This is a genomic window from Effusibacillus pohliae DSM 22757, from assembly GCF_000376225.1.
Classification (GTDB): domain Bacteria; phylum Bacillota; class Bacilli; order Tumebacillales; family Effusibacillaceae; genus Effusibacillus; species Effusibacillus pohliae.
In genome coordinates, this window is the sequence record NZ_AQXL01000131.1 from 100,252 (window position 1) to 112,648 (window position 12,397).

At 58.1% G+C, this 12,397-nt stretch carries 11 protein-coding genes and 1 pseudogene; 3 read left to right on the forward strand and 9 right to left on the reverse strand.

Going from position 1 to position 12,397, the window contains the following annotated elements; all coding sequences use genetic code 11:
* Positions 1 to 41 precede the first annotated feature (41 nt).
* The 6 genes from priA to C230_RS0115270 all read right to left on the reverse strand — a co-directional run bounded on the left by priA (position 42) and on the right by C230_RS0115270 (position 5,803).
* On the reverse strand, positions 42 to 2,528 hold the full coding sequence (gene priA / locus C230_RS0115245) for a primosomal protein N' (protein WP_018132918.1): 2,487 nt from the start codon (positions 2,526 to 2,528) through the stop codon (positions 42 to 44).
* Positions 2,525 to 3,727, reverse strand: coding sequence for a bifunctional phosphopantothenoylcysteine decarboxylase/phosphopantothenate--cysteine ligase CoaBC (gene coaBC, locus C230_RS0115250; RefSeq protein ID WP_018132919.1), 1,203 nt, complete (start codon positions 3,725 to 3,727; stop codon positions 2,525 to 2,527). Before coaBC ends, priA begins: the two co-directional genes overlap by 4 nt.
* A gap of 81 nt (positions 3,728 to 3,808) precedes the next feature.
* Positions 3,809 to 4,003 carry a DNA-directed RNA polymerase subunit omega gene (rpoZ, locus tag C230_RS0115255; protein WP_018132920.1) on the reverse strand — a complete coding sequence of 65 codons (195 nt, stop codon included), beginning with the start codon at positions 4,001 to 4,003 and terminating at the stop codon, positions 3,809 to 3,811.
* Positions 3,984 to 4,619, reverse strand: coding sequence for a guanylate kinase (gene gmk / locus C230_RS0115260; protein ID WP_018132921.1), 636 nt, complete (start codon positions 4,617 to 4,619; stop codon positions 3,984 to 3,986). Before gmk ends, rpoZ begins: the two co-directional genes overlap by 20 nt.
* A 10-nt stretch (positions 4,620 to 4,629) precedes the next feature.
* The gene (gene remA, locus C230_RS0115265; protein WP_018132922.1) at positions 4,630 to 4,896 is read right to left on the reverse strand and encodes an extracellular matrix/biofilm regulator RemA; all 267 of its coding nucleotides are present in this window, start codon (positions 4,894 to 4,896) and stop codon (positions 4,630 to 4,632) included.
* 25 nt (positions 4,897 to 4,921) lie between these two features.
* Complete coding sequence (locus C230_RS0115270; protein WP_026174349.1) at positions 4,922 to 5,803, reverse strand: YicC/YloC family endoribonuclease; 882 nt, start codon at positions 5,801 to 5,803, stop codon at positions 4,922 to 4,924.
* A 171-nt stretch (positions 5,804 to 5,974) separates the two neighbouring features.
* Between C230_RS0115270 and C230_RS0115275 the strand changes: the two genes are divergently transcribed.
* Complete coding sequence (locus tag C230_RS0115275; protein ID WP_018132924.1) at positions 5,975 to 6,262, forward strand: HesB/YadR/YfhF family protein; 288 nt, start codon at positions 5,975 to 5,977, stop codon at positions 6,260 to 6,262.
* 214 nt (positions 6,263 to 6,476) lie between these two features.
* On the opposite strand, the gene C230_RS0115280 is transcribed toward C230_RS0115275, so the two are convergent.
* Both C230_RS0115280 and C230_RS23030 read right to left on the reverse strand, forming a co-directional pair.
* Positions 6,477 to 9,203, reverse strand: a complete 2,727-nt coding sequence (locus C230_RS0115280) for a calcium-transporting P-type ATPase, PMR1-type (RefSeq protein WP_018132925.1) — start codon at positions 9,201 to 9,203, stop codon at positions 6,477 to 6,479.
* Positions 9,088 to 9,585 (reverse strand): hypothetical protein, encoded by a 498-nt coding sequence (locus C230_RS23030; protein WP_169332857.1) that lies wholly within the window; start codon positions 9,583 to 9,585, stop codon positions 9,088 to 9,090. The genes C230_RS0115280 and C230_RS23030 overlap by 116 nt, the downstream gene beginning before the upstream one ends.
* A 97-nt stretch (positions 9,586 to 9,682) precedes the next feature.
* Here C230_RS23030 and C230_RS0115290 point away from each other — a divergent pair, with 97 nt between their 5' ends.
* A complete protein-coding gene (locus tag C230_RS0115290; RefSeq protein ID WP_018132927.1) occupies positions 9,683 to 11,521 on the forward strand; it encodes an Rqc2 family fibronectin-binding protein in 1,839 nt (612 codons plus the stop codon).
* A gap of 161 nt (positions 11,522 to 11,682) precedes the next feature.
* On the opposite strand, the gene C230_RS20690 is transcribed toward C230_RS0115290, so the two are convergent.
* The gene (locus C230_RS20690; protein WP_018132928.1) at positions 11,683 to 11,916 is read right to left on the reverse strand and encodes a hypothetical protein; all 234 of its coding nucleotides are present in this window, start codon (positions 11,914 to 11,916) and stop codon (positions 11,683 to 11,685) included.
* 325 nt (positions 11,917 to 12,241) lie between these two features.
* On the opposite strand from C230_RS20690, the pseudogene C230_RS23455 reads away from it, so the two are divergent.
* Positions 12,242 to 12,397 (forward strand): annotated as a pseudogene (locus C230_RS23455) (IS110 family transposase); the annotation flags it as partial.

Here is a 12,397-nt window from a genome sequence, read left to right on the forward strand (position 1 = left end):
TCACACCCCCCTTAAAATTCCCGTGAAAGTGACGATCAGCTTTACAGAATCATCTGGGCGTTCACGTCGACAGTCAGTGTCCCCTCTTGTTGCCGGGCGAGCCGGCTGTATTCCAGATATCCTTCCAATAAGGCCGGTCGTACAGTTGCAAAATCGGTACATTTCACGCACAGGTGGTAGCGGTATTTGCCGTTCAGCTTTGACAGCGGCGCCGGGCAGGCCGTCAGCACCTGCACGTTCGGCACCGATTGAAGCGCGGCACGCAGTTTTTTTTCCAGCCTGCGGATCAACCGCTCCGCTTTCTCCCGGTCCTGGTGCTGCATCGTAAACACGGTCAGCTCACAGAACGGGGGATTGGCGAGCGTCCGGCGGATTTGCACTTCCTGCCGGTAAAATTCTTCATAGTCCTGGGTTACCGCGTATTGTATCGCATAATGTTCCGGATGATACGTCTGGATCAGTACGCTTCCTGCCGTTTCATGCCGACCGGCTCGTCCCGCCACCTGCGTCAGCAGTTGGAACGTCCGCTCGGCCGCCCGAAAATCAGGCAGATGCAAAGACGTATCAGCCGTGATCACACCGACCAGCGACACCCGCGGAAAGTCGAGCCCTTTCGCGATCATCTGCGTGCCCAGGAGAATTTCCGCCTGCCCCTCCCGAAACTGCCGCAAGAGCCGTTCATGACTGCCTTTCGTGCCGGTTGTGTCAACATCCATGCGAATCACGCGGGCGGCCGGAAACACCTTGTGCAACTCCTCTTCCACCCGCTGCGTACCCGCTCCAAATGTGCGGATGTAAGGGCTTGTACAGGCGGGACATCTCGCCACGGACGGTTCCGAATGACCACAATAATGGCAGCGCAGCATCTCGAACCCTTTGGCCTGGTGGTAGGTCAGCGAAATGTCGCAGTTGGGACAACGCGCCACGTAACCGCAGTTGCGGCACAGAATGAACGTCGAATAGCCTCGCCGGTTCAAAAAGAGGATGATCTGTTCCCGTTTTTCCAGCCGGTCCAGAATCAGCCGGTGCAGCTCGCGGGAAAACATCGACCGGTTGCCCGCCTGCAGTTCCTGCCGCATGTCGACCAGCTTGACAGCGGGCAGCGGCCGCTGGTTATAGCGGGTGGGGAGCAGCAGCCGCCTGATTTTCCCCTGTTCTATCATATGCCGGGTTTCCAGCGATGGCGTCGCCGAACCGAGCAGCAACACCGCCCGATGATGCAGCGACCGCTGCCACGCCACCTCGCGCGCGTGATATTTCGGCTGTTCTTCCTGTTTGTAAGACAATTCGTGCTCTTCATCGATCACGATCAGGCCGATCTTTTCCAACGGGGCGAAAATCGCCGAACGGGCCCCCACGACGATCGAGACTTGACCGCGGCGGATGCGCTTCCATTCATCATACCGCTCCCCCTGCGACAAACGGCTGTGCAGCACCGCCACCTGACCGCCGAACCGCCGCTTGAACCGCTCGACCATCTGCGGCGTCAGCGAAATCTCCGGCACCAGCACGATCGCCTGCCGGCCCTGCGCCACCGTTGCGGCGATCGCCTGCAGATAGATTTCCGTTTTTCCGCTGCCGGTGACGCCTTGCAATAAAATCCGCTCCGGACTCCCCGCCTCAAGGGCCCCGACAATCGCGTTCAGCGCCCGGGCCTGCGCATCGGTCAGCTGCAACGGCCGCTCCAGCGGACCGTCGAACCGGTTGGCATAAGGATTGCGACGCTCTTCGATTTGCGACAGAGTGACGATGCCTCTTTGCGCCAGTGCCTTGATCGTCGAATAAGACGCTCCGGTGGCTCGAATCACATCCCGCACGGGAACCTCCGGGCCATGTTGGCGGATCCAGTGGGCGACTTCCTTCTGTTTGAACGCGCGCTCCGGGATTTGCCCGACCACCGCATAAAAATCGGCATCTGGCAGAAGGCAGCTCGCCACATTCAGATAGACCGTCCGGACCGCTTGCGAAACCTCGTGCTTCTCAACGATCACTCCGCGCTGAACCAGCCGCTGTAGCGCCGTTTTCCAGGCGGGATGCTGCTGCAGCAATTTTTCCTTATACACGGGAGTCCCCTGCCGGAGCCTTGCCAGAAGCTCGCGTTCCTGATGAGTGAAGGTGGCGGAACCGCCTTCGTTTGCCGGTTGGTCCGCAACGCCCTCGGACAGGATCAGCCGAACGGCCGCTTTCGCCCGCATTCCCGGCGGCAGCAGCGCCTGCACGGAAGCCGCTTTCGATGCCAGATACCGATGGGACATCCAGTCTGCCAGCTTGACCAGTTCTTCCGTCAGCGGCGGCTGTTCATCCAACACGTCCAAAATTTCCTTTACACGCTCCACATCCGGCTGTTCGGAAAATCCGATCACATACCCCTCAACCTGGCGCGGCCCAAACGGCACAATCACCCGGGCACCAATCTGCACGCTCGGCAAAAATCGGTCTGGAATCCGGTAATGAAACGGCCGGTCCAGATCGCGGGAATGGACGTCCACGATCACTTCCGCAAACCGAACCCCTGCACTCGCAGTCATAGCCGATCCTTCCGAATCGCCAGGATCTCATCGAGGATCGCTTCCGCCACATCCCGCTTGCTCATCTGCGGCAACTCCCGCACCGGCCGATCCGGCCGAACGAGCGACACAATGTTCGTATCTGAGCCAAAACCGGCCCCTTCCTGCGAAACATCGTTGGCGACGATCAAATCGGCGTTTTTGGCGCGCAGCTTGGCGGCTGCGTTGGTCACCACATCGTTCGTTTCGGCGGCAAACCCGACGATCACCTGGCGATCTGTTTTGCGCGTCCCGATGTCAGCCAGTATGTCCGGGTTGCGGACCAACTCGATCGTCAGCCGGTCTCCCGTTTTCTTGATCTTCCGCTCGGCCGCCAAAGCTGGCCGGTAATCGGCCACCGCCGCCGCCTTGATCACCACATCCTGCTGCGGCAGCAAGTCCAGCACCACCCGATGCATGTCAAGTGCCGATTCGACCGGCACCACGCGCACGTTGGCAGGAGGGGGCAGCGTCGTGTTTCCGGTCACAAGGGTTACGTCGGCCCCGCGGCGGGCGGCCGCCTCCGCCAGGGCAAAGCCCATTTTTCCGCTCGAATCGTTCGTCAGGTAGCGCACCGGGTCGATCCGCTCCCGCGTTCCGCCGGCTGTCACCAGCACCCGCAACCCCTGCATGTCCTTTTTTTGCCGAAAAATCGCCCGGATCACGTCGACCAACTCCTCCGGTTCCGGCAGCCGCCCTCTGCCTGTATAGCCGCAGGCAAGCGGCCCTTCCCCCGGCTCCGCAACCAGCCAGCCGCGGGCCCGCAGCCGTGCCAGATTGTCCTGCACGACCGGGTTGTGATACATGTTGACATTCATCGCCGGGGCAAACAGGACCGGCACCCGCGTCGCCAACAGGGTGGTGGTCAGCATATCGTCAGCCAATCCGTGTGCCGCTTTCGCAATCACATTGGCGGTCGCCGGCGCCACCACCACCAGATCCGCCTTGTCCGCCAGCGCGATGTGGCTGATTTCCCCCGGATCCGGCTCCGCAAAAATATCGGTGATCACCGCTGTCTTGGCCAGGCTTTGAAACGTCAGCGGTGCGATGAAGCGGGTCGCCGACTCGGTCATGATCACATGCACGACCGCTCCCTCTTTCACCAGCGCGGAACAGAGCCCAGCCGCCTTGTAAGCGGCTATCCCCCCGGACACCCCCAGCAAGATCACTTTGCCTTTCACGACGCTTCCACTCCTCTCGGCAACCGAACCGGTCGGTTATGAAACAAACAAAGAAACAACCCTATGCAGGTTGTTTCGGTCCTACTTGCTGCGGGTATACCGGATTTTATCCTGATAGATCTCATTCAGCGCAACTGTCACATGTTTGTTCGAATTGACGTTCACCCGCCGCTCGGCGCCCTCCTGCAGCTGACGGGCCCGTTTGGCGGCCGCCACAACCAGCAGGTATTTGCTGTCCGCCTTCTCCATCAGCTTGTCAATCGAAGGATACAGCATCGTTTTGTCCCTCCTGGATCAACCTCATATAATACTCGCGATTGCGTTTGACCGAACACAATTCGGCGTGGATGATGCAGCGGATCCGTTCAACCGCTTTTTCCACCTCATCATTGACCACTACATAATCATATTCATGGATATGCTTCATCTCTTCCGCGGCGGAGCCAAACCGCAGCTTGAACGATTCCTCCGTCTCCGTGCCGCGCCCGAGAATCCGCTTTTTCAATTCGGCAAGCGACGGCGGAATCAGGAAAATAAACACGCCGTTCGGATATTTTCGCTTCACCTGCAGCGCACCCTGGATGTCGATCTCAAGCAGGACGTTCCGCCCGGCCGCCAACTCCTCTTCCACGTAGCGGAGCGGCGTGCCGTAATAGTTGCCGTACACTTCCGCCCACTCGAGCAGTTCGTCATTGCGAATCATCTCCTCGAACTGTTCCCGCGTCTTGAAAAAATAGTTGACGCCTTCCTGCTCGCCCTCGCGCGGCTGGCGCGTCGTGCAGGAGATCGAGTACCCCAAGTCCGGCATCGTCGGCAACATCGCCTTGCAGACAGTCCCTTTTCCGGCACCGGACGGACCGGACAAGACGACCAGCAGCCCTTTCTTTACCATTCAAATACCCCTATTCTTCGTCGTCTTGCGGATTGTCTTTCGCCACCAGACGGTGGGCGACCGTCTCCGGTTGAACGGCAGATAAAATAATGTGATCGCTGTCCGTGATAATCACCGCCCGCGTGCGCCGTCCGTATGTTGCGTCGATCAGCATGCCCCTGTCGCGCGCCTCCTGAATGATTCGCTTGATCGGGGCGGATTCCGGCGAAACGATCGAGATGATCCGGTTCGCCGAGACGATATTGCCAAATCCGATGTTGATCAGTTTGATGCTCACAAGGATTCCTCCTACATTCGAATCTCTATTCCACGTTTTGCACCTGTTCCCGGATCTGTTCCAAAACGCTTTTCGCTTCCACCACATGCCGGGAGATGGCGAGATCGTTCGCTTTCGAACCGATCGTATTGACTTCCCGGTTCATTTCCTGCAGCAAAAAATCAAGCTTTCTGCCAAGCGGCTCCGCCAGCCGCAACGCGCTTCGAAACTGCTGGATGTGACTGCGCAGCCGGACCAGTTCTTCCTCGATGTTCGCCCGTTCGGCAAACAGCGCAATTTCTGTCAGCAGCCGGGATTCGTCCGGCTCCGCCATGCCGGCCAGCCATTCTTGCACCCGCTTGTGCACCCGTTCCCGGTACTCTTCCACCACCAGCGGACTCCGTTCCGCAATTCGCTCAACCAGCTCGGCCAAGCGGTCCAGCCGTTCCACAAAATCGGCCGCCAGCCGCTCCCCCTCACGGCTCCGCATCTGCCACAGCTTTTCGGCAGCTTCCGCCACGGCCTGCGACAGCACCCGTGCAACCTGTTCGGGATCGGCCTCCGCCTCTTTCACCTGCATGACACCTTCGAACTGAAGCAATTGCGCAACCGACAGGTCGGACCGCACGCCCAGTTCGTCCGCCAGGTGGTCGCCGGCCCGTTTGATCTCGCGGGCCAATGGCCGATTGATTTCGATCTCCGGTTCGCCGCCGGACAACCGCTCAAACGTTATGTACACCTCAACCCGCCCACGCCTGATTTTTTTCAGAATCAGCCGTTTGATCGAATCTTCATGGGCGAGCAGATCGCGGGGCATGCGCAGGTTAATTTCGGCGTATCGGTGGTTGACCGCTTTCAGTTCGGCCACAGCGCGATAGCCTTCCTGAACAGCTTCTCCACGACCATAACCGGTCATGCTTCGAATCAATGGAACCCCCTTCTTTCCGTGCTTCTTATTTTACTGCAAATCGCTGCCGTCAGACAAGTTTTTCGCATGTTTTCTTATAATTTCTCAATTTTGCATCTGCACGAACCGCTTACCGGTCCCGCCGGGTCGTTATACAATGGTTTCGAGCTTGTTGGAGGAGGCTTCTCAACGATGAAAATAACCGTAACCAAAACGGCCGTCGACTGGTTCAAGCGGGAAATGGACGCAAAACCGGGGGAGGCGATCCGGTTTTTCGCCCGTCTTGGCGGCTGCAGCACCGTGCAGAGCGGGTTTTCGCTGGGCATGGCAAAGGAGTCGCCGCGAACGGCCGGGATCAGCACAACGGAAGATGGCATCACGTTTTTTATGGAAGAGGAAGATGTTTGGTATCTGAACGGCGGGAACCTGATTGTCGATTACGATCAAGAGACGGACGAATTGAAATTTGTCAGCACATGAACCTGTTAAAAACACAGACTATCTCAAGAGAGTTTGTTCGCAAAAAAGAAGGGCTGTTTCTCAATCGATAGAGTTTTGAGAACAGCCCTGCTTCTACGTCGTTTCTTTCGGCAAACTAGTCTTTTTTCTCCAAAGAAGAGAAAACCCGCCGCCAAAGTATCCGGTGAGGCGGGTGATGAGCTTCTACCTGCTTGCAATCGGCCATCGCGCCGACTCAGCGGTTGTACGCGACGCGCGAACGCCTCGCCATCCGGTTCGTCGCGCGGCGGGCAGCCAACGAGAAGGTCGGAATGGCGGCCGCCGCCATGACGGCAATCCAATCCCACACGTTCAGCGGAACCGTTTTGAAAATCGGCTGCATCGGTTCAACGTAGATGACGGAAATCAACAGCAGCGCCGAGATGGCGACCGCCACAATCAGCCACGGATTCTCCAGAATGTTGCGGGAGAAAATGCCTCCCTCCACGCTGCGGCAGTCAAACACCTGGATCAGCTGCGCCATCACCAATGTGGCGAACGCCATCGTCTGCGCTTTCACCAGGTGGTTTGGTTCGGCCGAATAGGTCAACCAGAACACAGCCAGCGTGACAAACCCGATCAGAATGCCTCTGGTCAGAATCTTTTGCCCCACCCCTCGCGCAAAAATGCTCTCCTTCGGGTTGCGCGGCCGCTTCTGCATGATGTTTTTTTCCGCCGGATCGACGCCCAATGCGATCGCCGGCAAGCCGTCCGTCACCAGGTTCACCCAGAGGATCTGGATCGGCAGCAAGGGCAGCGGCAGACCAGCCAGCATCGCCAGAAACATCACCAGAATCTCACCGACGTTAGAAGCGAGCAAATAGCGGACAAACTTGCGGATGTTGTCGTAGATCCCCCGGCCTTCTTCAATCGCCGCGACGATCGTGGCAAAATTGTCGTCCGCCAGCACGAGAGCGGACGCCTCTTTCGCCACATCGGTGCCGGTGCGGCCCATCGCAATGCCGATATCGGCCGCCTTAATCGCCGGCGCATCGTTGACGCCGTCCCCCGTCATCGCCACGACATGCCCGTTTTTTTGCAGCGCCTTGACGATCCGCAGCTTGTGCTCGGGCGAGACGCGGGCGTAGACATAAATGTCTTCCACCTTTTTTTGCAATTCCTTGTCTGACATCGCTTCCAACTTGGCTCCGTTGACAACCAGACCGCCAGGCGGCAGTATCCCGATCTGCCGCGCGATCGCCTCGGCCGTTACCTGATGGTCGCCGGTGATCATCACCGTCTTGATCCCCGCCCGCTTGCATTTGGCGATCGCCTGGTACACTTCCGGCCGCGGCGGATCGATCATGCCGACCAGCCCCATGAAAATCAGGCCGCGTTCCGGATCGGCCGCTTTCAGCTCTGCCGGGTCCTTGACCGGGCGATAGGCGATAGCCAGGTTGCGCAGCGCGCCGACCGCCATCGTTTCGTTCGCCTGCATCACCGCTTTGCGCAGGGAAGCGCTCATCGGGACCACTTTTCCATCAATCAGTATGTGCGTGCAGCGGTCGAGCAGTATGTCCGGCGCTCCTTTGACCAGCAAGCGGACTTGCCCGGCCTGATTTTTCGTGATCACCGACATCATCTTGCGGGTCGAGTCAAACGGCAGCTCATCCAAACGCTGTTCCGCCTCCGCCAACTGCTGCGGCGTGATTCCCGCTTTGGCAGCCAGCACCAGCAATGCTCCTTCCGTCGGATCGCCGTAGACGGTCCATCGCCCGCCGCTTTTCCCCGCCTTCTCCTGTATAAGCTCCGCGTTGTTGCACAATGCGCCGATTTCCAGCAGGCGGCGCAGGTCGTCCCGTTTGCGGGGATCCACTTTTTTTCCCGCCAGCTGAAATTCGCCTTCCGGCTCAAATCCGCTGCCCGTCACGTCGTAAAACCGGCCGCTCACCCACACCTGTTGAACGGTCATCATGTTCTGTGTCAATGTACCCGTCTTGTCGGAGCAGATAACGGACGCACAGCCGAGCGTCTCGACGGACGGAAGTTTGCGCACGATCGCCCGCCGTTTGATCATCCGCTGCACGCCAAGCGCCAGCGCAATCGTCACGATCGCCGGCAGCCCTTCCGGAATCGCCGCCACCGCCAAAGACACACCAGCGAGGAACATCTCATAAATCCCGTGTCCGTGCAAAATTCCCGTAATCACCACAACGGCTGTAATCGCCAGCGCCACATAGACGAGCACCTTGCCCAGCTGTTCGAGCCTGCGCTGCAGCGGCGTATCCATATCTTCCGCCGTCTGGATCAGGTCGGCAATCAGCCCCATCTCGGTGTCCATCCCCGTGGCAACCACCACGCCAACGCCCTTGCCCCGCGTCACCATCGTGCCCATGTAGGCCATATTCCGGCGATCGCCGACACCGGCGAGCGGATCTTCGATCGGGTCGACCGATTTGGTGACCGGAAGCGATTCCCCGGTCAGGGACGATTCTTCGATTTCCAGTGACTGGCAGCGAATCAGTCGCAGGTCGGCCGGCACCCGGTCACCGCTTTCCAGCAATACAATATCGCCCGGCACCAGTTCGGCTGCCGGTACCGTCACTTTTTTCCCGTCGCGAATCGTGTGGGCGGTCGGGGCGGCCAGCTGCTTCAGCGAAGCGAGTGAGCGTTCGGCGCGCACTTCCTGCAAAAATCCGAGAATCCCGTTCACGATAATGATCGCTATAATCGTAATCGCATCCGTATACTCGCCAAGCAGTCCGGAAATCAGCGTGGCTGCCAGCAACACGAGGACCATAAAATCCCGAAACTGGTTCAAAAAAAGCGACAAGAGCGAGACATGTTCCCCTTCGGACAAACGGTTTTCACCATACCGCAGCCGTCGTTCTTCCACCTCTTTTGAAGTCAGGCCGTTCACGGTTGTCTCTGTCAGTTGCAGGCATTCCGCAACACCCAGAGAATGCCAGTTGGTCTTCTGCACCGAGTGCCACCCCTTTGTCGTATCGTTTGTCCCTAGTCATGTCTATGCTTGACCAAGCGTGAAAATAACCTGTCCGCAATGGGGTGGCATACAGTCCGGCGATGAACATCACCACTGGCAGCAGTTTGCTCTGCCCGACCCGGTCGCCAAGGCGGCCGAGATAAGGGGAACCGATGATATTGGCGATGCCTGTGATCGATGCGGCAAGTCCCGACAGAAGGCGATGTTCGATACGTTGCCGACAAGCGACTTGACAAAGATCGTCATCATCGAGTTGGTGCTCAGAATGTTTCGGATCGTGGATCCCAAGTTCCCCGAGAAACAGAGCCAAAAACGGCAGCACTATGCTCATCGAACCAAACAAACTTTTTTCAACATTCAATTCTAGTCCTGCAGGCGCCTGTCTGACAAAGACAACGGCCGTTTGACGAACACCGCCGCTGCCCGTATACTTGGAGTGACTTGAGGAGGTGAGAGGAATGGCGTTTGATGGAATTGTGCTGCGCGCCGTCGCGCATGAACTGCAGCAAACGATCGCCGGCGGCCGCGTGGACAAAATCTATCAGCCGTTGGCTCGCGACCTTCTGCTGATCGTCCGGAACCAGGGGCGCAACTACCGGTTGCTGATCTCGGCCAACCCGACCTTTCCCCGCATCCACCTGGCCGAACGGTACAAAGGACAAAATCCGGTCGAACCGCCGATGTTCTGCATGCTGCTGCGGAAACATCTTGAAGGCGGCCGGATTACAAAAATCGAACAGGTGGACAATGAGCGGATCCTGCTGATCAATGTCGAGAACCGGGACGAACTGGGCGATCTCGGCGAAAAGCAACTGGTGGTGGAAATCATGGGCCGCCACTCGAACATCATCCTGGTCGACCCGCAGACCGGCCGCATCCTGGACGGAATCGTGCACGTAAACCTGTCCACCAGCCGGCACCGGGAAGTGCTGCCCGGACGCACGTATGTAGCGCCGCCCGAACAGGACAAAATCTCCCCGTTCGCGGAAACAAAAACCGGCTTTCTGGCGAAACGGCAAACTCATGATGGCCCGTTTGACAAATTTTTGGTCAATCATTACAGCGGAATCTCTCCCCTGCTCGGGCGGGAGCTGGCCCATCGGTTTGCGGCGACCGAGACCGGGTCGGAACCAGCAAATACCCGAGTGGAAACTGGTGAGCGGTCCGCTTCTCCAGCGGCGGAACAGCCGGACGCCAGTCAATTGGGTGCCTCTCAGCAGGATACTGCTCAGCCGGACGCCGAGCAGGAATGGCGGATTTTCGAAAGCTTCCTCGAACCGCTCCTCCACCATCGATACTCCCCGACGCTGGTGATCGACCGGTCGGGAAAGCCGAAGGCGTTTTCGGCGGTCAGGCTGACGCATGTGCCGGGCGATGTGCAGGAGTGGGACAGCATTTCCGCCTGCCTGGAGCAATTTTTTGAAGAAAAATCGTGGCGCGACACGCTCCGCCAAAAAGCGGGCGACATGGAACGGATTCTGCTGGCGGAACTGGAGAAAGACCGTAGCAAAATCGCCAAGTTCGAGGAAGCGATCACCGAAGCGGCGGAGGCCGACCGCTACCGCATCTGGGGAGAATTGCTGACGGCAAGCCTCTTCCAATTGGAGAAAGGGCAGACGGAGGCGAACGTGGTCAATTATTTTGAAGAGGATCTGCCGGAGATCACGATCCCGCTCGATCCCCAGTTGTCGCCGCAGGAGAACGCGCAAGCCTATTTTAAAAAGTACAACAAAGTGAAAAAATCGATTCCGATCCTCGAGCAACAGATCGCGCAAACGCGCGAACGAATCGCCTACCTGGAAAGCGTCCTGCAATCGCTGTCAACGGCCGATTTGGGCGACCTCGAAGAGATTCGGGAAGAGTTGGAACAAGTTGGGGTGCTGAAAGCCGCACGCAAGCCGGGCGGCAAGAAAAAACCGGCCGCCAGCCAGCCGGAACGGTTCCGCTCGAGCGACGGCATCGACATCTATGTCGGCAAGAACAACAAACAAAACGACTACCTGACGATGAAACTGGCCCATTCGTCAGACACATGGCTACATACGAAAGACATCCCCGGTTCGCACGTGGTGATCCGCGCCAAAGACGTGCCGGAAACCACGTTGCGGGAAGCCGCCCAACTGGCCGCCTATTTTTCAAAAGCGCGCGACTCCAGCCATGTGCCGGTCGATTACACGCTGGTCAAAAACGTCTGGAAGCCGAACGGCGCCAAACCGGGCATGGTCTTGTACGAAGGGCAGAAAACATTGTACGTCACACCCGATGCGGCACTGGTCGCGAAACTGAAAACCACCTGACCAGCCCGCCCAGCCCACTCCCCAGTGCATAGGGCCGCACGATCCACCCGGGCTCAACCGGAGCAACCACCAGTTTCTGGCCAAGGTTGGATAAGAAACAGCCCCGTCGCCATCTCCGCGAAAACCCGGCACCCTTATGAGTGCCGGGCTCCCGTATGGGATCAGTGCTTGCGGCGGGCGATGATCGTAAAGCCGTCATAATGCCCGCCCTTCGGGTAATGGTCAAACTCTTCCCTGTCCAGCAGCACGGTCAGCGCATCCGCCTGAACCGAATCGGACGCCTCCATCACGATGGTGAGCGTTTCATGCCCGTCAATCTCCGGCAACACCCGCTCCAACCGGCGCAAGTCATGTCCCGTGATCGTACCGCCAACATGAAAATACAAATCTCCCATCGTCCGCGGCCTCCTTCACAAGGATTCCCATACGGGTCATTCTGATTGTTCCCCGGACCGGTCGCTTTCATCCGCTGGCGGCCTGCCTCGATACGTTTGCTTCTCCAGGCACCACCCGCTGCATCCTGTGGTAGAATCAGCATGAGGGAGGAAGTCTGAGGTTCCGAGCTCCTGCAGCGCTATCACGGCCTGTGATAGAATCAGTATGAAAGGAGCTATTCCTGTGATGAATTAAAATGCGGTTTGCAAAACAAAAAGCGCCTCCTGTATGCTGGGTCTCGGAATGGTTGACATTCACTGCCCTAATTAGAGGAGGACGCTCACTATGAAGTTTAACCAATCGAACAAACAAAATCAACGGATTTCGAGAATTTCTGAAACGACTCTGGTCATTGGAACCGACATCGCGAAACACAATCACGTCGCTCGTGCCTTTAATTACCGAGGCATCGAGCTCGGCAAGCGTTGCCTGTTCCAGAAC